At 70.4% G+C, this 20145-nt stretch carries 23 protein-coding genes and 1 pseudogene; 10 read left to right on the top strand and 14 right to left on the bottom strand.

Features of this window, described 5'->3' with window-relative positions:
* Positions 1-83: 83 nt before the first annotated feature.
* Entirely contained in the window at positions 84-2672 is a 2589-nt protein-coding gene (locus ACIQZO_RS19950; protein WP_403627743.1) for a DUF262 domain-containing protein, read from the bottom strand.
* A gap of 209 nt (positions 2673-2881) precedes the next feature.
* On the opposite strand from ACIQZO_RS19950, the gene ACIQZO_RS19945 reads away from it, so the two are divergent.
* Positions 2882-3583 (top strand): hypothetical protein, encoded by a 702-nt coding sequence (locus tag ACIQZO_RS19945; protein ID WP_403627741.1) that lies wholly within the window; start codon positions 2882-2884, stop codon positions 3581-3583.
* Positions 3584-3821: 238 nt separating this feature from the next.
* Here the strand turns inward: ACIQZO_RS19945 and ACIQZO_RS19940 are convergent, their stop codons facing one another.
* A complete protein-coding gene (locus tag ACIQZO_RS19940) occupies positions 3822-3944 on the bottom strand; it encodes a hypothetical protein (protein WP_403627739.1) in 123 nt (40 codons plus the stop codon).
* 337 nt (positions 3945-4281) lie between these two features.
* The gene (locus tag ACIQZO_RS19935; RefSeq protein WP_403627737.1) at positions 4282-4659 is read right to left on the bottom strand and encodes a winged helix-turn-helix transcriptional regulator; all 378 of its coding nucleotides are present in this window, start codon (positions 4657-4659) and stop codon (positions 4282-4284) included.
* Positions 4660-4939: 280 nt separating this feature from the next.
* Here ACIQZO_RS19935 and ACIQZO_RS19930 point away from each other — a divergent pair, with 280 nt between their 5' ends.
* Complete coding sequence (locus tag ACIQZO_RS19930) at positions 4940-5845, top strand: NADP-dependent oxidoreductase (RefSeq protein WP_403627736.1); 906 nt, start codon at positions 4940-4942, stop codon at positions 5843-5845.
* 152 nt (positions 5846-5997) lie between these two features.
* Here the strand turns inward: ACIQZO_RS19930 and ACIQZO_RS19925 are convergent, their stop codons facing one another.
* The 5 genes from ACIQZO_RS19925 to ACIQZO_RS19905 all read right to left on the bottom strand — a co-directional run bounded on the left by ACIQZO_RS19925 (position 5998) and on the right by ACIQZO_RS19905 (position 8331).
* The gene (locus ACIQZO_RS19925) at positions 5998-6543 is read right to left on the bottom strand and encodes a hypothetical protein (RefSeq protein WP_403627734.1); all 546 of its coding nucleotides are present in this window, start codon (positions 6541-6543) and stop codon (positions 5998-6000) included.
* Positions 6429-6941, bottom strand: a complete 513-nt coding sequence (locus ACIQZO_RS19920) for an AAA family ATPase (protein ID WP_403627732.1) — start codon at positions 6939-6941, stop codon at positions 6429-6431. The genes ACIQZO_RS19925 and ACIQZO_RS19920 overlap by 115 nt, the downstream gene beginning before the upstream one ends.
* A gap of 43 nt (positions 6942-6984) precedes the next feature.
* The gene (locus ACIQZO_RS19915) at positions 6985-7356 is read right to left on the bottom strand and encodes an MmcQ/YjbR family DNA-binding protein (RefSeq protein WP_403627730.1); all 372 of its coding nucleotides are present in this window, start codon (positions 7354-7356) and stop codon (positions 6985-6987) included.
* Entirely contained in the window at positions 7353-7748 is a 396-nt protein-coding gene (locus ACIQZO_RS19910; protein WP_403627729.1) for an MmcQ/YjbR family DNA-binding protein, read from the bottom strand. Before ACIQZO_RS19910 ends, ACIQZO_RS19915 begins: the two co-directional genes overlap by 4 nt.
* 151 nt (positions 7749-7899) lie before the next feature.
* Positions 7900-8331, bottom strand: coding sequence for a YybH family protein (locus ACIQZO_RS19905; protein ID WP_403627727.1), 432 nt, complete (start codon positions 8329-8331; stop codon positions 7900-7902).
* A 146-nt stretch (positions 8332-8477) separates the two neighbouring features.
* Between ACIQZO_RS19905 and ACIQZO_RS19900 the strand changes: the two genes are divergently transcribed.
* On the top strand, positions 8478-9455 hold the full coding sequence (locus tag ACIQZO_RS19900) for a helix-turn-helix domain-containing protein (protein ID WP_403627725.1): 978 nt from the start codon (positions 8478-8480) through the stop codon (positions 9453-9455).
* 328 nt (positions 9456-9783) lie between these two features.
* Here the strand turns inward: ACIQZO_RS19900 and ACIQZO_RS19895 are convergent, their stop codons facing one another.
* A complete protein-coding gene (locus ACIQZO_RS19895; RefSeq protein WP_403627723.1) occupies positions 9784-10386 on the bottom strand; it encodes a TetR/AcrR family transcriptional regulator in 603 nt (200 codons plus the stop codon).
* Positions 10387-10498: 112 nt separating this feature from the next.
* On the opposite strand from ACIQZO_RS19895, the gene ACIQZO_RS19890 reads away from it, so the two are divergent.
* From ACIQZO_RS19890 to ACIQZO_RS19880, 3 genes are all read left to right on the top strand, one after another.
* Positions 10499-11185, top strand: coding sequence for an SDR family oxidoreductase (locus ACIQZO_RS19890; protein ID WP_403627721.1), 687 nt, complete (start codon positions 10499-10501; stop codon positions 11183-11185).
* 170 nt (positions 11186-11355) lie between these two features.
* Entirely contained in the window at positions 11356-12360 is a 1005-nt protein-coding gene (locus tag ACIQZO_RS19885; RefSeq protein WP_403627719.1) for an NADP-dependent oxidoreductase, read from the top strand.
* A gap of 93 nt (positions 12361-12453) precedes the next feature.
* Entirely contained in the window at positions 12454-13344 is an 891-nt protein-coding gene (locus ACIQZO_RS19880; protein ID WP_403627717.1) for an alpha/beta fold hydrolase, read from the top strand.
* A 152-nt stretch (positions 13345-13496) separates the two neighbouring features.
* Here the strand turns inward: ACIQZO_RS19880 and ACIQZO_RS19875 are convergent, their stop codons facing one another.
* Complete coding sequence (locus tag ACIQZO_RS19875; RefSeq protein WP_403627817.1) at positions 13497-14036, bottom strand: helix-turn-helix domain-containing protein; 540 nt, start codon at positions 14034-14036, stop codon at positions 13497-13499.
* Between the two features lie 84 nt (positions 14037-14120).
* Here ACIQZO_RS19875 and ACIQZO_RS19870 point away from each other — a divergent pair, with 84 nt between their 5' ends.
* Positions 14121-14978 carry a class I SAM-dependent methyltransferase gene (locus ACIQZO_RS19870; protein WP_403627715.1) on the top strand — a complete coding sequence of 286 codons (858 nt, stop codon included), beginning with the start codon at positions 14121-14123 and terminating at the stop codon, positions 14976-14978.
* Between the two features lie 193 nt (positions 14979-15171).
* The gene (locus tag ACIQZO_RS19865; protein ID WP_403627819.1) at positions 15172-15345 is read left to right on the top strand and encodes a hypothetical protein; all 174 of its coding nucleotides are present in this window, start codon (positions 15172-15174) and stop codon (positions 15343-15345) included.
* Positions 15346-15426: 81 nt separating this feature from the next.
* Here the strand turns inward: ACIQZO_RS19865 and ACIQZO_RS19860 are convergent, their stop codons facing one another.
* Complete coding sequence (locus ACIQZO_RS19860) at positions 15427-16503, bottom strand: FAD-dependent oxidoreductase (RefSeq protein ID WP_403627714.1); 1077 nt, start codon at positions 16501-16503, stop codon at positions 15427-15429.
* Between ACIQZO_RS19860 and ACIQZO_RS19855 the strand changes: the two genes are divergently transcribed.
* Positions 16495-16686, top strand: a complete 192-nt coding sequence (locus tag ACIQZO_RS19855) for a hypothetical protein (RefSeq protein WP_403627712.1) — start codon at positions 16495-16497, stop codon at positions 16684-16686. The genes ACIQZO_RS19860 and ACIQZO_RS19855 overlap by 9 nt on opposite strands.
* 108 nt (positions 16687-16794) lie before the next feature.
* Here ACIQZO_RS19855 and ACIQZO_RS19850 read toward each other — a convergent pair whose 3' ends face one another.
* Positions 16795-17676: an SDR family oxidoreductase gene (locus ACIQZO_RS19850; RefSeq protein WP_403627710.1), complete on the bottom strand. Its 882-nt coding sequence runs from the start codon at positions 17674-17676 to the stop codon at positions 16795-16797.
* 104 nt (positions 17677-17780) lie between these two features.
* Between ACIQZO_RS19850 and ACIQZO_RS19845 the strand changes: the two genes are divergently transcribed.
* Entirely contained in the window at positions 17781-18356 is a 576-nt protein-coding gene (locus tag ACIQZO_RS19845; RefSeq protein ID WP_403627709.1) for a TetR/AcrR family transcriptional regulator, read from the top strand.
* Between the two features lie 50 nt (positions 18357-18406).
* Here the strand turns inward: ACIQZO_RS19845 and ACIQZO_RS19840 are convergent.
* Positions 18407-18937 (bottom strand): annotated as a pseudogene (locus ACIQZO_RS19840) (carboxylesterase family protein); the annotation flags it as partial.
* A 98-nt stretch (positions 18938-19035) separates the two neighbouring features.
* The gene (locus tag ACIQZO_RS19835; protein ID WP_403627707.1) at positions 19036-20001 is read right to left on the bottom strand and encodes an SMP-30/gluconolactonase/LRE family protein; all 966 of its coding nucleotides are present in this window, start codon (positions 19999-20001) and stop codon (positions 19036-19038) included.
* Between the last annotated feature and the right edge of the window lie 144 nt (positions 20002-20145).

The following is a 20145-nucleotide window of genomic DNA, read 5'->3' as shown; positions in this document are numbered from 1 at the left end:
GCGGTGATGCCCGTCCCTGTACGCGCTACCGCCGGCATGGGCCCGATACGGCCCGTGCCGGCGTGAGGGCCGGCCCGCTCGGGTCAGAACACGGCCGGATCGCCGTCGTCAATCGGCCGGCGGGATTCCGCCAAGGCGACCTCATGGATGAACCACTCCAGTACGGAACGGATCTCCTCGCCGTGCGCGGCGAACACCTCCAGCGGGAAGGAGGGGCGCAGGTCGAGCTTCGCCTCGGCCAAGTCGATGCCGTCGATGGCGTTGAACCGTTCCATCAGGGCGCGGCGCAAAGGCTCGTCGTCGAACGGCGGGCGGCGCTTGAGGTACTGGAAGACGACCTCCGCCGTGCCGCTCACCGGGTAGATGCCGATCGGCCACAGGGCACGCGGCGAGCGCGGCCCTCCCGCATCCACGGTCGGGAAACAGCTGGTCTCGGTCGCCTTGCCGTAGACCTGGTGACCGCCCTGCTCCTCCCAGAAGCGGAGTGCGGCCAGCACCCCTTCGACGACCTCCGGTGTCTGGTTCGCGCGCAGCAGCGTCTCGAAGCGGGTGCCCGCCTCGTCGCCGCCGGCCCGCGACGCGTCCGCCCCCGCCGAGGTCTGGTCCGGGAGGTCCTTGCCCACCAGTACGGCCAGGTCGGCGCTGCTCAGTCGGTGGGCCTTCGAGGCCCGGCCGTTCTCGTCGAAGGGCACGCCCTCGGCCTCCAGGACGACCTTGGGGTCACCGGAGTGCCGGTCGTCGGTCCACCGGAACCCGCCCGCGATCCGGCCGTCGGCGGTCAGCACGCGGTACGCGCAGTGCAGGCCCGTCCTGGCCGCCACATGGTTGCCGACGGCGATGGCGCTTGTACCGATCAGTGCGGCGAGCTCGCCGTACGAGGTCCAGGTCCCGGCCGGCACGGCGAGCAGGATCTCCCGCAGCTCCCGCCACCCCGCCCACTCGTCGTCCGACTGCACGACTCCGTCCAGCGGCCCCGGCCACAGAGCCACGGCCCGGTCGGCCAGTTCCTCGGCCCTGGCGAGGATCTCCGTACGGCCCCAGCGCTCGTGTGCGGCGATCCTCTGGTTCATCCGCAGCGCACTGGAGTCGAGCAGCTCCTGCTTGCGGTGGAAGGGGTGGTTGGAGAGCCGTGCGTTCTCACCGGAAAGAGTGAGGTTTCCGAGGGTGTGCACGAGCAGGTTGTGGATCTCCTGGGGACTCTCGCCGTCCCCCGCCTCTTCGGCGAGCAGGTCGAACCACTGCTGGGCCGGGCTCTGGGGCAGCACGTGCTCGACGGTGAGCTGCGCTTTGTCGTAGTCCACGGGCTCGCTCGATCCATAGCTCTCCTCCAGCCGGCGCAGGATCTGGAAACGCTGGTTGCTGCGTCCGGTCTTGTAGAGGGGCCGGGTGCGGATGGCTTCACGGACCTCGTCGTCGCCCGGCCATACACGGGCGCCCGTACGGGGGCGCGAGAGGAAGCGGCGTACCGCCTCGGCCGGGGAGCCGTCCTTGTCCAGTTCCTTGGGGAGCTCCATGAACACCCGGTTGCTGCCCGTCGTGGACAGGCCGGCGAAGAGGCGCCGCACCATGTAGCTCTCCGCGAACGCGAGGGTGTCCGCCGCTTCCGCGGCTGTCGTCCTGTCCTCGTCCACGAGGTCGAGGAGGTGCAGGGCCAACGGGTAGTGGGTCTGGCCGCCCCAGCGCGACAGGCGCTCCAGTACCGAGCGCAACGTGGCGTCGTTCTCCCGCTCGGGCTCCAGGATCCTCATGAGCCGGTCGGCGCGCAGGGAGAACCGGGCGATCTCGGCCTCCAGTGCCGCCTCGTCCCCGCTCAGCGGCTCCAGGCGCTTCTTCTGATCCCGGTAGATCTCGCTCTGCCGGGCCCGGCTGTTCCCTCCGACAACGAGGTCCAGCCACACCAGCAGCTCCAGATGAGCGGGGCCGAGCAGCTCCTGCATGGGAAGCCACCGCTTGCGGTAGACGTCCTCGCCCCTGGTGGGCAGGCACATGAAGAGGTAGTTGCGCAGCAGGTCGCTCTGACTGAGCCCCACTCCGGTGTTGTTGATGGATTCGAAGATCCGGTAGACGTTGTCGCCCTCGGCGGCGGTGATCGCGACGATCGAGAGGCAGTCACCGAGGACGGACTCGACCGCGTCCACCCAGGCCTCACCAGCGCTCTCCGCCCCCTCGGTCAGGGCAGCGACGAAGAAGCGGTAGGCAGCACCCACGTTCCCGGCGCCGCCGGCCTTCGGGAGGCTGTCCACGCAGGCGGTGTACGCCTCGCGGTCCGCCTGCGTCGGCAGCAGCCGGTAGCTGTCGTGCCCGTCCTGGTAGGTGTTGACCAGGATGAGGTCGTTGATACGGGCGGCCTTCTTCACGGAGCCCTGGCCGCGATGGTGGTCCCGCAGGGCGGTGAACGCGAGCATCAGGGTGGTCATCCGCTGCTGCCCGTCAACGACGAGCCAACGCTGCATCCCGCCCGCGACGACCCGCTCGGGCGCCAGCACGACCGAACCGAGGAAGTGACCCGAGCCGGAACGCCCTTCCTGCCGGTCCTCGACCAGCTCCTGTACGTCGTCCCACAACTGCCGCAGCTCCTCGCGCTGCCAGCTGTAGGTGCGCTGATAGAGCGGGACCTGGAACTGCTGCTCCCCCTGGACCAGCTTGCTGAACGTGGTCTCCTGAGCGTGCACGCCCGTCCTCTCCCCAAACCCTCGGTACCGACGAGCCATTGTGGCCCCATCCCGTACGGTGATCAGTCGAAACATCGACACGCGTACGACCCGGGGGCACACATGGCTACGCTGGGAATCCAAGGACTTCCTCCTGGAGTTCGCCCGACTCGAGAAGCCCGTCCAGAAGCGGGTCCACGAAGTCTTCGACAAGTTCCGCGAGCACCGCCATGCCCGGGCTTCACCTCGAAAAACTGGAGAATCCCCGCGACTCCCGGATCCGCACCCTGCGCGTCAGCAAGTTCATGCGCGGTGTGGTCCTCGCGCCGGAGTCCGGCGACAGCTTCCTTCTCCTGAAGGTCATGGCACACGGCGACGCCATCGCCTGGGCACTGAGCCACCGGGCGACGGTGAACTCGGCGACCCAGGGCATCGAACTGCGCGACGACATCGCCCTGGAGCGCGCGACCGCCGACGTACGCCAAGCCGTGCACGTGGCGGAGGAGCGCCTCTTCGCCAAGGTCTCCGACAAGGAGCTCACCCGTCTCGGCATCGATCCCGATCTGCTTCCCTCGTACGGCACCTTCAGAGGTTGGTCGTTGAGGCGGGAGCGCGCCGCCGGCCAGTTCGTCCTCGGCCCACTGCGACCCTTGCCGGGCCCGCAGCAGCGGTTCCCGCAGCACGTCCAGTACCGCGTCGTCGTTGGCGTGGATCTCGCCGACGACCTCGTCCAGGCTCACGCCCCGGGCGTGCGGGGCGTAGCGGTCGCGCAGCGTGACGCCGGCGGTCTTCACCGCAGCGGTCACGTCGGACAGGAGCGTCGTACCGGCGTCGAAAGGCATGGCTGTGCCCATGGTGGTCTCCCTGGGATCGGGCGAAGCGGGGCGGTTGTCTCGCCCCCGCACTTCGAAGGCAGGGCCCCCGATCATTAACAACAAGTGCATGCTTGCCACTTGTAGAGTTACTCCCATGCAACTGGATCTGAACCTGCTCACCGCCCTGGACGCACTGCCGGCAACTGAACGCCCGCGCATGCCGGGCCGCTGACGAGGTGTACTACCTCCTCGCCGCTGGCCACGGCCAGGGTGAGATGAAGCCGGCCTGCTGTAGGGGTGTGACCCAGATACGCAGAAACCCGGCACGGGATGATCTTGGAGCCCGGATGGCCCGCTACGGGGTGTCGCCCGCGAGGGTGCTGACGCGGTTCTCGTACTCGCGGCGGGCCTTGCGCTGTGCCGGGACCGCCGAGGTTCCTGGGCTGCCGTCGAGGAGCCGGCAGTGGATCGCCGGCACGGCAGTGACGCGCAGGGTGCAGCCCTGGCTGTACTCGGGCAGGAGGTCGGCGACGGTGGTTCGGATGGCGCCGCGGCTGACGTCGTGGTCACGCGCGAGGGCGGCGATGAAGCGGCCTCCAGGTACGCGTTGCGCACGGCGTCCACCTTCCCCGCCCCTACGACCGGGCGGCGGCCGCCCTTGTTGCCCTTGGCCTCGGCCGCCCTCAGCCCGTCGTAAGTCAACTCACTCTGGAGCTCCCCGGCGGGGCGAGGTCTGCACCATGAACTTCACGCTGGACAGCAGCTCCCTGGTGCCGTGGACACCGCTGTTGGCGATTCCCCGAGTCAACACAGAGTCAGCCGATGGAGGAGATGCCGCCCTCGCGGGCGTCGAGTAGCTCGTCCCAGTGCTCGGCCGCCCATCGGCACGCGGCGGCCAGCGGCTCCAGCATGCTGCGGCCCAGCGGTGTCAGCGCGTACTCCACCCGCAGTTTCCGGTCGGCGTGCACGGTGCGTGACACGAACCCGTTCCGCTCCAAGCCGCGGAGCGACTGGGTGAGCGCCTTCGGGGTGACGCGACTCAGCGGTACGCGGAGTTCGGAGTATCTGCGCGGGCCGTCGTCCAAGCAGAGGAGGACCATGGATGCCCATTTGTCACCGAAGCGGAAGGGCAGCAGCGAGGACGGGCACAGCTCGTCGAACAAGTCGGGTGGCAGCGGTGGCCGTTGCGTCATTGAAGGTCTCCCGCCTCAAGGTCTTGGTATCCAGCTGGTAACCAATCTTCTGGATATCTTCCGGAGCGTCGACTCAACGGGAGGTATTCCGACGATGGGCAGGATCGTGATCGTCGGGGCGGGTGACTGCCCGACTGCTCGACAACCTCACCGATCCTCACCCGCCCTCCTCCGGCCGGAAGGCAGTCGGCTTGCCGCACCTCAAGTCAACGTCAGATGTGCAGTAACGGGCATCGAATGAACACCATCATTTCGACCTACAAAGGCAAGGTAGGACATTATGCGTGCAGCCCGCTTCCACGAATACGGCGGAGCGGAGAGCCTGGTGATCGAGCAGGCCCCCGACCCCCACCCCGGACCTGGTGAGATCCGTGTCCGCGTCGCGGCGGCCAGCGTCAATCCCATCGACTGGAAGCTGCGCGCCGGCGCCCTGCGCCAGCTGCTTCCCCTGGAGCTGCCCGCCATCCCCGGACGCGACGCAGCCGGCGTGGTCGACGAAATCGGTGACGGGGTGCAGGAGGTGAGTATCGGCGACCGCGTCTTCGGGCTGGGCGGTGTCACTGGTGCAACCGCCGAGCTGGTCATCCTCTCAGCCTGGGCCCACGCCCCCGACACGTGGAACGATAAGCAGGCCGCGGGCGCCGGCCTCGCGTCCGTGACCGCGATGCGTGGCCTGAACGCGCTCGGCTCCCTCGCGGGGCGCACCCTTCTCGTCGAGGGCGCCGCCGGAGGCGTGGGCGGCGCGGCAGTCGAGATCGCCGTGGCACAAGGTGCCACCGTGATCGGGACAGCCAGCGAACGCAACCACGAGTTCCTCACCTCTCTCGGCGCCGTTCCCACCACCTACGGCCCCGGCCTCGCACAGCGGCTCTCCGCTCTCGCTCCGCACGGCGTCGACATCGCGCTCGACACCGCGGCCTCCGGATCCCTGGACGACCTCGTCGCGATCACGGGCGACCCGACACGCGTCGCGACGGTCGCCGACCACGCAGGCGGGCAGCGCCTGGGCACGCATGTGGTCAACGCGGAGAACGACTCCACCCTCCTGTCCTTGGCTGCGGAACTGGGCCGGCGAGGCCGCTACACACCCCGTATCGAACAGACCTACCCCCTGGAGCGGATCGCCGACGCCCACGCGCACGCCGAGCGCGGACACACACGCGGAAAGATCGTGATCAGCATCTGAAGCGGGGGCACGGCGCAGATGCGCCGGCCCGCCAAGCGACGATCCTGGTGGGCCGGCGCTGATTGCTGACCCTCGGGCGGGCCGAGCCGCTCGTACACGTCCCAGGCAGCGAGCGTCTGGTGGATGGCCTGCGGGTCGGCCATGCCGACGTCCTACTTCGCGAAGCGGACCAGGCTGCGGGCGACGAACAGCGGGTCCTCACCGCCCTCCAGCATGCGGGCCGGCCAGTACAGGGCGGCGTCCGGGTCGGAGCCGCGCATCGCCTTGTGCAGCGCGGAGATCAGGTTGCAATGGCCCTCCTGGCCCTTGTCGTAGAGCGGGGCCCGCTGCTGTACCTGCCGGGCGAGTCCGGCCGCGTCGTCCAGCGGGCCGGTGTCCGTGGGGAGGGCCTGGAGTTGTTCGGCCATGTTCAGCAGGTAGCGGCCGTCCCCGTCGGCCAGGGCGAGCAGGGCCTGGCGGGCTTCGCCGGTCAGCGGGAGGACCTGGCCGGTCAGCTCTTCGGCGCGGGCCGTGAACGTCTGAAGGGCCTGCTCGTCGAGGCGTTCGAGGACGAAGACCTGGCTGCGCGACAGGAGCGCGCCGTTCAGTTCGAAGCTCGGGTTCTCGGTGGTCGCGCCGACCAGGACGACCGTGCCGTCCTCCACGTACGGCAGGAAGCTGTCCTGCTGGGCGCGGTTGAAGCGATGGATCTCGTCCACGAACAACAGCGTCCCCTGGCCCCGGCCCGTCGCTGCTCGGCGTCGCGGAACACCCGGCGCAGGTCCGCGACGCCCGAGAAGGTCGCCGACAGCGGGGCGAAGACCAGACCGGCGGCATCGGCGAGGAGAAGGGCGATGGTGGTCTTCCCGCAGCCCGGCGGCCCCCACAGGATCACCGACACCAGGTGCCGCCTCTGCACCATCCGCCCGATCGGCGCCTCATCGGCCAGCAGGTGCTCCTGGCCGACCACCTGGCCAAGGGTGCGCGGGCGCAGCCGGTCGGCCAGAGGACGGGAGAGCTCGTCGATGGCCGGCACGGTGGTGTCGGTCATACCGGTGCCGCCGAGGTCGGGACCGTCGCTGCCGAACAGGGCGAGCGCGGGTTCGGAGTGGTCCATGGGGCGGGGCTTTCGGGTAGGCGATGGTGGTCGGGGCGGGCAGTCAGGTCCGCGCGGCGGGGCGTCGGCTGCGGGGCGCCGAGTCGAGTGCCAGGTCGTAGGAGTCGGTGACCAGGTCCTCGACCAGGGCCGCTGTGATACCCCGGCCGGCGCCCACGGAGATCCAGTGCCTCTTGTCGAGATAGCGTCCGGCGGTGATCGACGGGCACTCGTCCTGCAACCGCCGCCCGTGTTCCGGCTCCGCCTTGACCGTGATGATCCGCTCACCGGGATCGTCCGTGACGATCAGGAAGACCTTCCCGGCGACCTTGTAGACGTCCAACTTCTCGGTGAAGGGGCGGCTGCTGTCGGAGCCGGGCAGCGCCTCGGCCGCGCGGCGTGCCGCCTGCTGCAGCCGGAGCCCGGTGAGGGTCATCGCGGGGCCCGGTCTGCCTGTGCGTACGTTGCCGGGTCCACCGGCCGCTGTGTTTTCGGGAGCCCCGCGACCACCAGCCGGTAGGAGTCGGTCACCAGCTCCTCGACCAGGCCGCGGTCGAGGGAGTCGCCGCCGTGCAGGGTGATCCAGTGTCTCTTGTTCATGTGGTAGCCGGGGGTGATCTCGGCGTGCTGCTCGCGCAGCGCCGCCGCCTCGTCGGGGGCGGACTTGAGGATCACCAACGGTTCCCCGGTGACGTCGGTCATCAGCATGAAGACCTTGCCGCGCACCTTGTGCACGTCCCACTCCGGGCCGAAGGGGTGCTCCAATGCGGTGCCGGGCAGGCCCTCGGCGCACTCGGCGGCCATCTGCTGCAGCTTCTTGCCGTTCATGACGTTCAGCTCCTTGCTCCGCGTACGACGGGACTCCACCATCGGCAGGCCGCCTGTTCCGTTTCCCGGCCCCTCTTTCGCAGACGCTCACACGAGGATTCCCGCTGCTTGCGGCGTAGGGGCACACCCGCGGTCCGGCGGCACCTCCCGGTCAGGAGGCGATCTTTTCCGTCACGGTCCGGGAGAACGCCCAGTTGGAGTGCACGATGCGCCACTGGCCGTCGATCAGGCGGTAGCCGTGGGTGGCGTTCCAGGCGCGGAGCTGCTTCTCCTTGCCGTCCTCGTCGAGAACGAAGGTCTTCAGGTTGTACGCCAGGACGGCGAGGTCGCCTGCGTCGCTGACGTGTACCTGCGGGTTGAGGTACTCGCTGCGCACGATGTGCGGGTTGGAGTAGATGGAGTCGATCCATGCGATGACCTCGTCCCGGCCGACCAGGATGTTCTCGAGGATCGGGTCGAGGTAGCTGACCTCGTCGGCGAACGCGTCGAGGTAGCCGCGGTTGTCGCCGGCGCTCCACCGCTCGTTGAACGACTTCTCCAGCTCGATGACGGTCTTGCCGATCGCATCCTCGTCGACGCTCACGAGATTGCCTTTCGTTGGTGCTACGGCCGGTACGCCGGCCAGCGTGCAGATCCTTGCCGCCGAGCGGCGCAGGCGGCCCGCCTGTGCGGGCCTCACCAGCCACTCTCCCGTGGGATCGGGCATATCGGGCGGTAGGCTGCGGACACATGATGGTCAGCAGCGGACAATCAGCCGGAGGCGAGGCATCCGCCCCTCCCGTAGGCGTCGCCACCCCGCTGTACGGGTTCCAGCCCCCGGTCGGCACCCCGTACCGCCTGGAGGTCACCACCATTGAGGACTTCTTCGCCGACCATGACGACTGGCCGTGGAACCCTCCCCGCCCCGGCCGGGCCACGTTCCACTACCTCATCCTCGTGACGTCCGGCGTGCTGGAGCACGACGTCGACCACGTCACCCGGACGGTCGGCCCCGGCCAGTGGCTGTGGGTACGCCCCGGCCACACGCAGTGCTGGCACCCGCCCGGCACCGCGACAGGCCCCTTCATCCTGTTCGAACCGGCCGTCCTGCGGGCCGGGACCGCCCGCCTGCTCACCGGCGTCACCGCGCACGACGCGCCCGCCGTCCTGACCCCGCGCCCCGATGACGCCCCCTGGGCGAACCGCACCGCCCTCCAGCTCCTCGACGAACACCGCGCCCTGGGCCGCCGCCCCCTCGACCTCCACCACGCCCTGCGGCGCAGTCTGCTCGAAGTCCTGCTGCTCCGCCTCGCCCACAGCCCCGGTACCACGGCCTCACCGCCACCCGCAGCGCACGGTGGCCGCCGCGCCACGGTCCACCGGCAATTCCTCGACGCGTTGGAACTGCACTTCCGCGAGCTGCACCGCGTGGAGGACTACGCCCGCCTGCTCGGCTGCTCAGTACGCACCCTCACCCGCGCCGCACAGGACGTCGCCGGCACCGGAGCGCGGCAGGTTGTCGACGAGCGCCGGCTCCTCGAAGCCCGCCGCCTGCTCGGCCCGGCGGGCTGGACCGCCCGCGCCGTCGCCGTCCACCTGGGCTTTCCCGACGCCGCCGACTTCGGCCGCTTCTTCCGCAACCACACGGGCCTCACCCCCGCCGCCTACGCGGCACAGGCGGAGCACCAGGAAAACAGCTCCGGCCCGGACACCGATCCGGGGCCATAGGATGCCGCCCCGACCGCACCCACTGGGGTCGGGGCGCCGACTACAGCCCGGCTCCGGGCTCGTCAACGCTCACGGTCCGAAGCGGCCGGTGGCCGCAGGCAGACGAAAACCCCCGAACTGGCCTCGGTAGTAAGGGGGTTGCGCTACCCTGCCGCGCCTGATGGGCGCGGATCTTCTAATCCGGGAGGTTCGCCATCGTCGGGCCCAGGAGCTCTTGGATCTGCTCGGCACTCAGGTCGTTCAACGGCGACTCGTCGGCACTCAGCATGGCCGCGACGCTACCGACCCACCTGTGGTCACCACGCCGTTTCCCCGAGATCAGACCAGATCAGAGGCAGCCGCACGGCTTAGCGTTGTTTTTTCCGCGAGAACTACTGGGACCCCTCAGTGCCTCGCGCGCGGTGGTGAGGATCTCCTCGGAGAGCGGGGAGCCCTTGGTGGCCCGGGACAGGACGAGTGCGCCGAGCATGGTGCACAGCCGGGTGATGCCGTCCTGGTCCTCAGTGGCGAGAAAGTCTGCGAAGTCGCCCACTCCCCGGGTGTAGACGCGGCGGGCCTCACTGTCTCCGCCGTCGCGGGCCATGTCGGTGGCGAGTGCGGCGGCGGGGCACCCGTCTGCCGCGCCGTCGCGGTGCTCGGCGGAGAGGTAGGTGTCGATCAGCGCCCGCTGGGCGGCGTCGCGCTGGCCGGCGTACCGATCGAGCCCGTCCTTGTGGTGCTGGGCGAGTTCGGCGAACGCGTGGGTGGTGGCTTCGTCGATGAGTGCCTCCTTGGAGGCGAACTGCTTGTAGAAGCCGCCGTGGGTCAGGCCGGCCGCCTTCATGAGGTCGGCGACGCTGACGTGGGTGCCCTCTTCCCGAAAGAGCCGCGAGGAGGTCTCCACGACCCGTCGGCGGTTGTCCTGTGCTTGTGCCTGCGATACGCGGCCCATCAGTCACCCCTCCCGATTGGATGTCGATTGAAATCTATCCTAGACTGGATTTTAGATTTCAGTCATCATCTATCCCGTGTGGGCGTTATGCCCTCGACGTCAGGAGGCAGGCATGGAACTGAAGGACTCGGTCGCGGTGGTCACCGGCGCCAACCGGGGGCTCGGGCGGCATCTGGCCGCCCAGCTCGTGGAACGCGGGGCCAAGGTGTACGCGGCGGCCCGCCGCCCCGAGGCGGTGGACCTTCCGGGCGTCATCCCGCTGCGGCTCGACGTGACGGACGAGGAGTCGATCCGGGATGCGGCCCGCACCGCCTGCGACGCGACGCTCCTGGTGAACAACGCGGGCATTTCCACCGGCACGCCGCTGATCGCGGGCAGCCCGGGCGCGGTGCGCCTGGAGATGGAGGTGAACTTCTTCGGTCCGCTCGCCGTGACCCGGGCCTTCACCCCGGTCATCGAGACCAACGGCGGCGGCGCCGTGCTCAACGTGCTGTCGGTCCTGTCCTGGCTGCACCCGGCCGGCCTCGGCTCCTACGCCGCGGCGAAAGCCGCCGCCTGGGCGCTGACCGGCGCGGCCCGGGAGGAGCTGGCGCCCCGCGGCATCGCCGTGACGGCGCTGCACGTCGGATACATGGACACCGACATGGCCGCGGGCGTTCCCGCCGACCAGAAGGCCGACCCCGCCGAGGTCGCCGCCCAAGCCCTGTCCGGCATCGAGACGGGACTGCCCGAGATCCTCGCCGACGAGACCACCCGGTACGTGAAGCAGAGCCTGGCCGCCCCACCGAACGCGGCGTGAGGCGCGCCGCGCCGCACCGGTGGCCTGCCGTCCGCCGCATCGGCGCGAGGAGCCATGAACCAGCAGTAACTAGCAGTAACCAGCAGTAAGTACCAGAAGGTATCTCGTACTGGTCAAGTCCGGAGCGAGCGGAGACCCCGTCCCCCTGCGGACGAGAAACGGAGACGACGATGGAGACCTATCTGATCGAGAAGTACGGTGACCAGTCCGCGGTGCGCGCCGCCGAGATGCCCGAACCGGAGCCGGGTGCCGACGACGTCCTGGTCAAGATCCACGCGGCGAGCGTCAACCCGCTGGACTTCAAGATCCGCGACGGCGGCCTCAAGATGATCCTGCCGTACCGTCTGCCCCTCGTCCTGGGCAACGACCTCGCCGGAGTCGTGGTCCAGGTCGGCTCGGCCGTCACCCGCTTCGCGGTGGGCGACGAGGTCTACGCCCGGCCCGACAAGGACCGCATCGGCACCTTCGCCGAACTCATCGCCGTCCACCAGGACGACCTGGCCCCCAAGCCCGTCACCCTCACCATGACGCAGGCCGCCTCCCTCCCCCTGGTCGCCCTCACCTCATGGCAGGCGCTGGTCGAGAGGGCGCAGGTCCAGCCGGGCCAGAAGGTCCTGATCCACGCGGGCTCCGGCGGGGTGGGCACCATCGCCCTCCAGCTGGCCAGACACCTGGGCGCACACGTGGCCACCACCGCGAGCGCGGCCAACGCCGACCTGGTCAAGGAACTCGGCGCGGACGTCGTCATCGACTACCAGACCCAGGACTTCGAGGAGGTCTTGGACGGCTACGACGTAGTCCTGGACACCCTCGGCGGCGAGACCCTGGAGAAGTCCCTGCGGGTCCTGGGGCCCGGCGGGAAGGTCATCAGCGTCGCCGGGCCCCCCGACGCGGACTTCGCCCGCGAGTTGGGCGCGAACCCGGTTCTGCGCCAGGCGATGAACGCGCTGAGCTTCAAGACCCGGCGCCACGCCAAGCGTCAGGGCGTGACCTACTCCTTCCTGTTCATGAAGGCCGGCGGCGACCAGCTGCGCGAACTCGCCAGGCTCATCGACGCCGGGGAGATCCGCCCCGTCGTCGACCGCGTCTTCCCCTTCGACCAGACCCGCGAGGCCATGGAGTACGCCGAGAAGGGCCGCGCCAAGGCCGGCAAGGTCGTCATTGCGATGGTGTGAGGCCAGCCCCCTACACCACCGACAGGCCCCGGGCAGCGAGAGGATCCAGCCTCCCACCACCCCCGACTTCCACACCCCACAGAGGAACCGATCATGAGCGCACCGCGCAGTTCGCCCACCCCCACGCCCGCCCGGTCGTCGTACAAGGACGCGCCGACCCGTTCGGTGTCCGTGCGCGGCGTCGACTTCGTCTACCGGCAGCTCGGCCCGGAAGGAGACGGCGTACCGCTGATCCTGCTCCACCACCTGACCGCGGTCCTGGACAACTGGGACCCGCGCGTCGTCGACGGACTCGCCGCCCGGCGCCGGGTGATCACCTTCGACAACCGCGGAGTCGGTGCGTCGGGCGGCTCCACGCCCGACACCATCGAGGCGATGGCCCGCGACGCCGTGCTGTTCATCCGCGCCCTGGGCTTCGAGCGGGTCGACCTGCTCGGCCTGTCGATGGGCGGCTTCATCGCCCAGGTCATCGCGGCACAGGAACCGCAGCTGGTCCGCAGGGTCATCCTCGCGGGCACCGGCCCCGCCGGAGGCCCCGGCATCGACAAGGTCACCGCGCTCACCCTCCAGGACATCCTGAAGGGCTTCGTGACCCGCAAGGACCCCAAGCAGTTCCTCTTCTTCACCGACACCGAGCACGGTCGAAAGGAAGCTCGCGCCTTCCTGGAACGGCTCAAGGAGCGCACGGACGACCGCGACAAAGCCATCTCTCTGACGTCGTTCCGCGCCCAGCTCAAGGCCATCCACCGATGGGGCCTGCAGGCGCCGGCCGACCTGTCCCGCATTCACCAGCCAGTCCTGGTGGCCAACGGCGAGAACGACCGGATGGTGCCGAGCGAGAACACCCTCGACCTCGCCGCACGGCTTCCCCGAGGCGAACTCGTCCCCCTCTACCCGGACGCCGGACACGGAGGGATCTTCCAGTGCCACGACGCGTTCGTGGCCAGGGCCCTCGCATTCCTCGAAGCAAGGCCCGACGCCTGACTGCTGATGCCACATCCCCCGGGCGCGGCCGGGACGAGGCGGGCCCGGGCGAGCCAGCCCGACCCCGATCAGACGCCCTCTTGCCCACCGGCAGGCCCAGCGGCACCCCTGAGAACGCCCTCGACACCGCATGCCGAATCCACACAGACCACTCAGTGGTGGAGGTGGCTGCGTTCGCCGTTGTGGTCGAGGATGCACAGAATCTCGGCGGGGCCGCGGTCGCTGCGGATGGCGTGCGGGGTCATGGTGGAGAACGAGGCGGCCTGGCCGGCTTCGATGCGGATGACGCGTTCGCCGAGGTAGAGGACAACAGTGCCGGACAGCACGGTGAACCAGTCCCTGCCGGGGTGGACACCGAGGTCGTCGGGAGTGACGCCGCCGCCCGCCTGGTCGGAGATGCGCATCTTGGCGACGGTCAGGCCGTGGGGGCCGTTGTCCTTGCTCAGGAGCCAGGTTGTCAGGCCGCGGCTGTCGTCACGGTCGGGGCGGATGACGATGTCGGAGTCGTCGGCGGACTCGACGAGCTCGTCGAGGGACTTGCCCAGCGCGGCGGAGATGGCGGTGAGCTGGTCGAGGCTGAGGCGGCGGTGCCCGGTCTCGATCCGGCTGAGCTGGGAAGGGCTGATGCCGGCTCGTTCGGCGAGGTTGTCCAGTGACCAGCCGCGCGTCTTCCGTAGGGACCTGATCCGCATCCTGACGGTGCCGTCCAATGTCGATTCTTGCTCCACCGGCAAGAGTGTATGACGTGGCGGCAGTGATCGATTTACCGTCGAAGCATGAACACACACCACGGCACACACGGCAATATCGGGCATTCCCGCGCGGGCGCGTCCGACATCGCGCTGGCACAACTGCTGGAACTGGACGCCGAAGTCCTAGCGCCGTATCTCACGGAGCTGACCGGCTGGCTCGCCGATCTCGCGCGCCCCGCCCCGGTCCGGATCCTGGACCTGGGCAGCGGCCCTGGCACTGGCAGCCTCGCTCTCGCCCACCGGTTCGGCTCGGCGGCGGTCACCGCGGTGGACATCTCTCCGCAGATGCTGCACCGCCTGCACAAGCAGGCCGCCGTGCACGGCGTTGCCGAGCGGATCAGCACGCTGGAGGCGAACCTTGACGAGCCGTGGACCGAGACCGGTGAGGCCGGGTCGTACGACCTGATGTGGGCCGCAGCCTTCCTGCACCACGTGGCCGATCCCGCCCGCACCCTGGCCCAGGCGTTCGAGAACCTGCGGCCGGGCGGGCTCTTGGCCGTCAGCGAGATGGACTTCTTCCCCCGCTTCCTGCCCGAGGACACCGGCATCGGCCGACCCGGCTTGGAGGTCCGCCTGCATGCCGCCACGAACACCCTGCCGCCCCACGAATGGACCGACCAGCTCCAGGACGCCGGATTCACCGTCGAGGAGCGACGCCCCTTCGAGATCCGTCTCGACCGCACACAGGCCGGGCCGGCCCTGAACGACTACGCCCAGATCTGTCTGGCCAAGCTGCGCTCGCACGCCACCGACGTCCTCGACGCGGACGACCTGGCCGCCTGGGATGCCCTGCTGGACCAGACGCAGCCGCACAGCATCACGCGCCGCGGCGACCTCGGTGTGCGCACCACCCGCACCACCTGGATCGCCCGCCGCCCCTGAGCCGCGCAGGCCGGGCCGATGCCCGTCCGGTCCGCCGCGCCCTTGTTCTCACCGCTACTTCTTCCCAGACGTACCCATAGGCCGTCGAGTCGGCGCACGCCGACTTCGTCGCCCTCCAACAGCGTGACCACAGCTTCACGCCCAAGGCGGGGGCACGGCGCAGGTGACACACGGGAGTGCCTCGAAAGACCCGATGCCGCTTCGGTCCCAGGTCCTGGCCCCGGACTCCCAGCTCAAGCACCGCAGCCTCAACCTGCTCGGCCGCTACGGCTTCACCGCCTCGACCCCGGCCGCCGGCGCCCTGCGCCCGCTGCGGGACCCGGACGCGCCGGAGTTGGACGAGGACGACGACGGCCGCGAGGACTGAGCCGATGCCTGCGGCCGGGCCGCAGGTCGCCGAGCGGGGAACTGCGTCGGGCGGCCCGGTCGCCGCGCGCGGAGGCGGGGGTCACGCGTCCTGTTCGGTGCCGGTCATCAGGGCGAGCAGGCTGTGGGGCGCATGGTCGTTGATCATGATCGTGTAGAAGCCGTCATCGTCCGCTTCCACGGCGGCGGCGCGGGCGAGCATGGCTTGTTCGTGCGCGGCGAGGGCGGCCTCCGCATCGCCGGGGTGCGCGGCGAGGGCCCGGCCGAGTTCGGCGCCGTCCTGCATGGCCAGGTTGGCGCCTTCGCCGTTCGGCGCCCGGAGGTGGGCGGCATCGCCGAGCAGGGTCACCCCCGGTATGCGGTTCCAGCTGTGCCCGGCCGGCAGCGTGAAGACGGGGCGCAGGGCCGGCGGGGTGTCGCTGTCGGTGATCAGGGCGGTGAGTTCGGGAGCCCAGCCGTCGAACTCCTTCGCGACCCGCACGGTGAGGGCTGCGGCATCGGTGGCATCGAGGCCGGCGAACCAGTCCTGGGGCTTGTTCAATTGCGCGTAGGTGTGCAGGGTCCCGCTGCCCTCCCGGTGGGCCAGCAGTCCCCTCCCCGGCGCGAGCGCGAACAGCGATCCGGCCCCGACCGCCTCCGCGGAGGCGGGATGGCGGGTTCCTGCGTCGAAGAGGAACGTCTCCACGCTGCAGACGCCGAAGTACTCCGGAGCGGCCTCGGAGAGCAGCGGTCGTACGCGCGACCAGGCGCCGTCGGCACCGATGAGCAGGTCCGCGACAACGGTGGTGCTGTCGGCGAAGTCCACCTGGTGGCGGCCCGCGCCGAGGGCCCGCACCGCGGTGACCTTGTGGCCCCAGCGGACGGTGCCGGCGGGGAGGGAGTCGAGCAGCATCTGCCGCAGTCCGCCGCGCGGTGCCTCCGGGCGTTCGCCGGTTCCGTCGTCGGGCAGGTCGAGCAGCACGTTCCCCGCCTGGTCCATGACCCGGTACGCCTCGCGGCCCGGCAGGATCAGCTTGCGGAACTCCTCGATCAGGCCGGCCGCTCTCAGAGCGGCCCGCCCGCTGTGGGGGTGGAGGTCGAGCAGTCCGCCCTGGCGGCGGGCGTCCGGCGTGGGCTCCGCCTCGTAGACCGTGGCCGGGATGCCGTGCACGTGCAGCACGCGGGCCAGCGTCAGGCCGCCCAGACCTGCTCCGCGCGACGGACCGTCTCGGTCTTCACGTCCACGATCTTCGGTTTCGCCGAGCCCGAACCCGGGGCCGCGCACCGGGCGCTGGTGGACGCGGCCGTCTGCGCCCTGTTCGGCAAGCCCGCTCCCAAGGTGTCCGTCCCCTCCTCGCCGTGAGGACGGCACCGCATCGAGCATGCGGCCCCGGTATCCCGGACCTTCGCGCGGGGTATCGCACCCGGCTTTCGCGTGGCTCTGCGGTCCCGCGTCGGCGCGAGGGCTCGCTCAGGCGAAGTAGTGGCCCTGGTCCATGTCCTCCAGGAGGCCAGGGCCGGTCGGGTGCCAGCCGAGCAGTTCGCGGGTCAGTGCGCTGGACGCCGGCTGGTCGACCGCAAGGATCCTGCCCAGGAACCCGAAGTCCTCGGCCGGGGCGGAGGATGTGGGGAGGCCCAGGTGGCGGCCGATCGCCGCGGCGATGTCGTGGACCGGCACGCCCTCGTCGGCGACGGCGTGCAGCACCGATCCCGCCGGGGCCTGTTCCAGGGCCAGTCGGAACAGTCGTGCGGCGTCCCGTACGTGCACCGCGGGCCAGCGGCCGGTCCCGTCGCCGACGTAGCCGGAGACGCCCTTGACGCGGGCGGTGGCGATCAGGCGGGCGATGAAGCCGTGGTGGTCGCCGTCGCCGTGCACGGTCCGGGGGAGGCGCACCACGGACGGGCGGACGCCGCGGGCCGCCATTGCGACGGTCTGCCGCGCGGTCGCGTCCCGGCCCGATGCGGGTGAGCCGGGAGCGGGCTCGTTGCGTTCGGTAGCCACGTGACCGGGCAGCGCGGGTGTGCCGGAGGCGATCACCAGGGGCTTGCCGGTGCCTTCGAGCGCGGCGCCGAACGTCTCGATGACGCGGGCGTCGGTCTGTACCGACGCCGCGAACCGGGTGAAGTCGTGGTCGAAGGCGAGGTGGACGACACCGTCGCAGGCACCGGCCCCGGTGCGCAGGACCTCCGGGTCCTTCAGGTCGCCGCGGAGGACCTCGGCTCCGGTGGCGGTGATGGCGGTGGCCGAGGAGTCCGACCTGGCGAGGCCCAGGACCTCGTGACCTGCCCCGACGAGTTCGGGGAGGAGGGCCGAGCCGATCCAGCCGGACGCGCCCGTGACGAACACCCGCATGGGAAGGCCTTTCGTTCGATGAAGGTGATGACAGTGACTGACATCAGCCGCTGCCGTCAGGCTACCTCTGATGTCAGAGACTGTCATCACGTTAGGATCGAGCCATGGGTCGATGGGAACCGAACGCGCGCGGCCGGCTGGCACAGGCGGCACTGACGCTCTACGCCGAGCAGGGCTTCGAGAAGACCACGGCGGCGGAGGTCGCCGCGCGGGCCGGACTCACCGAACGGACCTTCTTCCGGCACTTCACGGACAAGCGTGAAGTGCTCTTCCACGGCACGGAGATGGCGAAGGACCTGCTGGTGCGCACCCTCACGGAAGCGCCGGACCGGACCGCACCACTGGACGCGGTGGGCGCGGCCCTCGAAACCCTGGGGGCCCGGCTCCAGGAGGATCCCGAACGGGTCAGACTGCGCGACGCCGTGGTCTCGGCCAATGCGGAGCTACGGGAGCGCGAACTGGCCAAACTCGCCGGGCTCGCCGCGGTGATGGCAGACACGCTGCGCGACCGCGGCGTCCCCGAACCGGCGGCGAGTCTGGCCGCCGAGACCGGGATCGCCGTGTTCAAGGTGGCCTTCGCCCGCTGGATCGCGCAGGCGGGCCCATCGGACCTACTGAGCGTTCTCCGCGCGTCGATGACGGAACTGCGGGACGTCGCCGCGGATCACGGCCCTGCGTGAGCGCGGCGACACGAGTCAGCCACGCGGCGCGTTCGACGCACAGGCGGCGGCGTGGCATCCGATGCGTCCCCGCCGAAGCGGTCGATGTTGTCGCGGATCCAGTGCAGGGCGGCGAGGACGTCGAGCATGCCGCGGTTGTCAGGCGCGTCGGGCAGGTGCAGGAAGCCGGGTATGCCCAGGCGGTAGTTGACGGTCACCAGGACCACGCCGTCGCGGGCGAAGGAGGTACCGTCGTGGAGCGGTGCACGGTTGGAACCGGCGACGAAGCCTCCGCCGTGGACGAACACCATGACCGGCCGCCGGCCCGGACCGTCCGTCCGCGGGGCCCAGATGTCCACGGTGAGGTAGTCCTCGCCGCGCTGCCAGCCCGGGCCGAAGTAGGGGGACATGTCGAGGGTGCCGAAGGCGTCCCGGACGGGCTGGGGCGCGGTCGGCCCCGGCCGTGCCGCGTCCCGTACCTCGGTCCATGAGGGGTGCGGGCGCGGTGCGGTGAAACGCTCGCGGCCGACGGGCGGGGCGGCGTAGGGCACGTCGAGGAAGACGGCGCCGTGTTCGTGGCGGCGGCCTCGGACCGGGCCGACTGGTCCGCGGGCATGCTCGGACCGTGCATCTCCTCGACGCGGGTGACGGTGACAGCGCCGAGGGCGATCTCGTGTGCGTCCTGCATGGTCTTTCTCCTCTACTTGCTCAGACGGGCGACGAGCAGGTTGGGGTCCTTGGCGGTCACGTACGCGGCGCTCAGCACGTAGACGGTGTCGCCGCGCAGGGCGATGGACGTGGGGTTCTGCAGGCCGTCGGCCGGGCTCAGCACGATCTTGTGTTCGGCGCCGGGCCGCACCAGTGCGACCTGGCTGGAGCCGTTGAGGGTGGCGAGGAGCTGGTCGCCGCGGCCTGTGAAGGCGAAGTCGTCGATCCCCTCGAGCCCGCTCGCCTCGGTACGGACCCGGCCGGCCCGCCCGTCCCGCAGGACCGGGATGCGCAGGACGGTGCCCTGGTCGAGGTTGGTGGCCCAGATCTCGCCGTCGCGGATCTTTAGGCCGTTGGCGCCGAGGAAGCCGGTGGAGGCCAGTTCGGGCGCGGTGGACCAGGCTGCGGGGGTGCCGCCCCGGGTGGGGACGCGCCAGATGGTGCCGAGGACGGAGTCGGTGATGTAGAGGGTGCGGGTGCGTGCGTCCAGCGCCAGGCCGTTGGGCAGGCCGTTCGCGGGAAGCGCGGCGATCCGCTGCGGCCGGCCGCCCGGGCGCAGGCGCCACAGGCCGGTCAGGTCGGGGGTTCCCGTGGCATACAGGAAGTAGAGGGTGCCGTCGTGGGCGCGGACGATGCCGGTGGTCAGGGCGAAGCCCAGGACCGGGGTGTGGATGCCGCCGTCGGCGGGCTCGGGCAGGGTGGCCAGGATCCGGGTGCCGCCGTGGGCGGAGATCCTGGCGACCTGGCGGCCGGCCGCGAAGGTGACGTACGCGTCGCCGTCCGGGGCCAGGGCGATGTTCTCCGGTGTCCGGCCCTTGGCCAGGTCGAAGTGCTCGGTGATCCGGGCGTCGCTCAGGGGCGTCGAGGCGGCCGATGCCTGGGCGGGTCCGAGCGCGACAACCGCCGCGGCGGTCAGGGCGGCCACCGTGGCGGCGAGAGGGGAGAGTTTCTTGGTCATGGTTCCTTCAGTCGTTTTCGGGCATGCGGCAGCCACGCGCCGACGCATGCGGGAGGTGTGTTGTGGGCCGGGCCGGCAAGAAGCCGCCAGGCCACTGGCGGCGGCCGACGGCCGCCGTCCGGGCAGGGGTGAGCCGGGTACGAG

The sequence above is a fragment of the Streptomyces sp. NPDC097617 genome (assembly GCF_044761485.1).
GTDB lineage: Bacteria > Actinomycetota > Actinomycetes > Streptomycetales > Streptomycetaceae > Streptomyces.
The sequence above is the reverse complement of the archived record's forward strand: the minus strand, read 5'-3'. Positions and strand labels throughout refer to the sequence as shown.

What these genes read in the sequence shown, in the direction of transcription:
- ACIQZO_RS19945 (WP_403627741.1), top strand. Translation starts at nt 2,882, where the DNA reads ATGCCCGGGCTTCACCTCGAAAAACTGGAGAATCCCCGCGACTCCCGG.
- ACIQZO_RS19935 (WP_403627737.1), bottom strand. Translation starts at nt 4,659, where the DNA reads ATGACGCAACGGCCACCGCTGCCACCCGACTTGTTCGACGAGCTGTGC.
- ACIQZO_RS19930 (WP_403627736.1), top strand. Translation starts at nt 4,940, where the DNA reads ATGCGTGCAGCCCGCTTCCACGAATACGGCGGAGCGGAGAGCCTGGTG.
- ACIQZO_RS19920 (WP_403627732.1), bottom strand. Translation starts at nt 6,941, where the DNA reads ATGGACCACTCCGAACCCGCGCTCGCCCTGTTCGGCAGCGACGGTCCC.
- ACIQZO_RS19915 (WP_403627730.1), bottom strand. Translation starts at nt 7,356, where the DNA reads ATGACCCTCACCGGGCTCCGGCTGCAGCAGGCGGCACGCCGCGCGGCC.
- ACIQZO_RS19910 (WP_403627729.1), bottom strand. Translation starts at nt 7,748, where the DNA reads ATGAACGGCAAGAAGCTGCAGCAGATGGCCGCCGAGTGCGCCGAGGGC.
- ACIQZO_RS19900 (WP_403627725.1), top strand. Translation starts at nt 8,478, where the DNA reads ATGATGGTCAGCAGCGGACAATCAGCCGGAGGCGAGGCATCCGCCCCT.
- ACIQZO_RS19895 (WP_403627723.1), bottom strand. Translation starts at nt 10,386, where the DNA reads ATGGGCCGCGTATCGCAGGCACAAGCACAGGACAACCGCCGACGGGTC.
- ACIQZO_RS19890 (WP_403627721.1), top strand. Translation starts at nt 10,499, where the DNA reads ATGGAACTGAAGGACTCGGTCGCGGTGGTCACCGGCGCCAACCGGGGG.
- ACIQZO_RS19885 (WP_403627719.1), top strand. Translation starts at nt 11,356, where the DNA reads ATGGAGACCTATCTGATCGAGAAGTACGGTGACCAGTCCGCGGTGCGC.
- ACIQZO_RS19880 (WP_403627717.1), top strand. Translation starts at nt 12,454, where the DNA reads ATGAGCGCACCGCGCAGTTCGCCCACCCCCACGCCCGCCCGGTCGTCG.
- ACIQZO_RS19875 (WP_403627817.1), bottom strand. Translation starts at nt 14,036, where the DNA reads ATGCGGATCAGGTCCCTACGGAAGACGCGCGGCTGGTCACTGGACAAC.
- ACIQZO_RS19870 (WP_403627715.1), top strand. Translation starts at nt 14,121, where the DNA reads ATGAACACACACCACGGCACACACGGCAATATCGGGCATTCCCGCGCG.
- ACIQZO_RS19865 (WP_403627819.1), top strand. Translation starts at nt 15,172, where the DNA reads ATGCCGCTTCGGTCCCAGGTCCTGGCCCCGGACTCCCAGCTCAAGCAC.
- ACIQZO_RS19850 (WP_403627710.1), bottom strand. Translation starts at nt 17,676, where the DNA reads ATGCGGGTGTTCGTCACGGGCGCGTCCGGCTGGATCGGCTCGGCCCTC.
- ACIQZO_RS19845 (WP_403627709.1), top strand. Translation starts at nt 17,781, where the DNA reads ATGGGTCGATGGGAACCGAACGCGCGCGGCCGGCTGGCACAGGCGGCA.
- ACIQZO_RS19835 (WP_403627707.1), bottom strand. Translation starts at nt 20,001, where the DNA reads ATGACCAAGAAACTCTCCCCTCTCGCCGCCACGGTGGCCGCCCTGACC.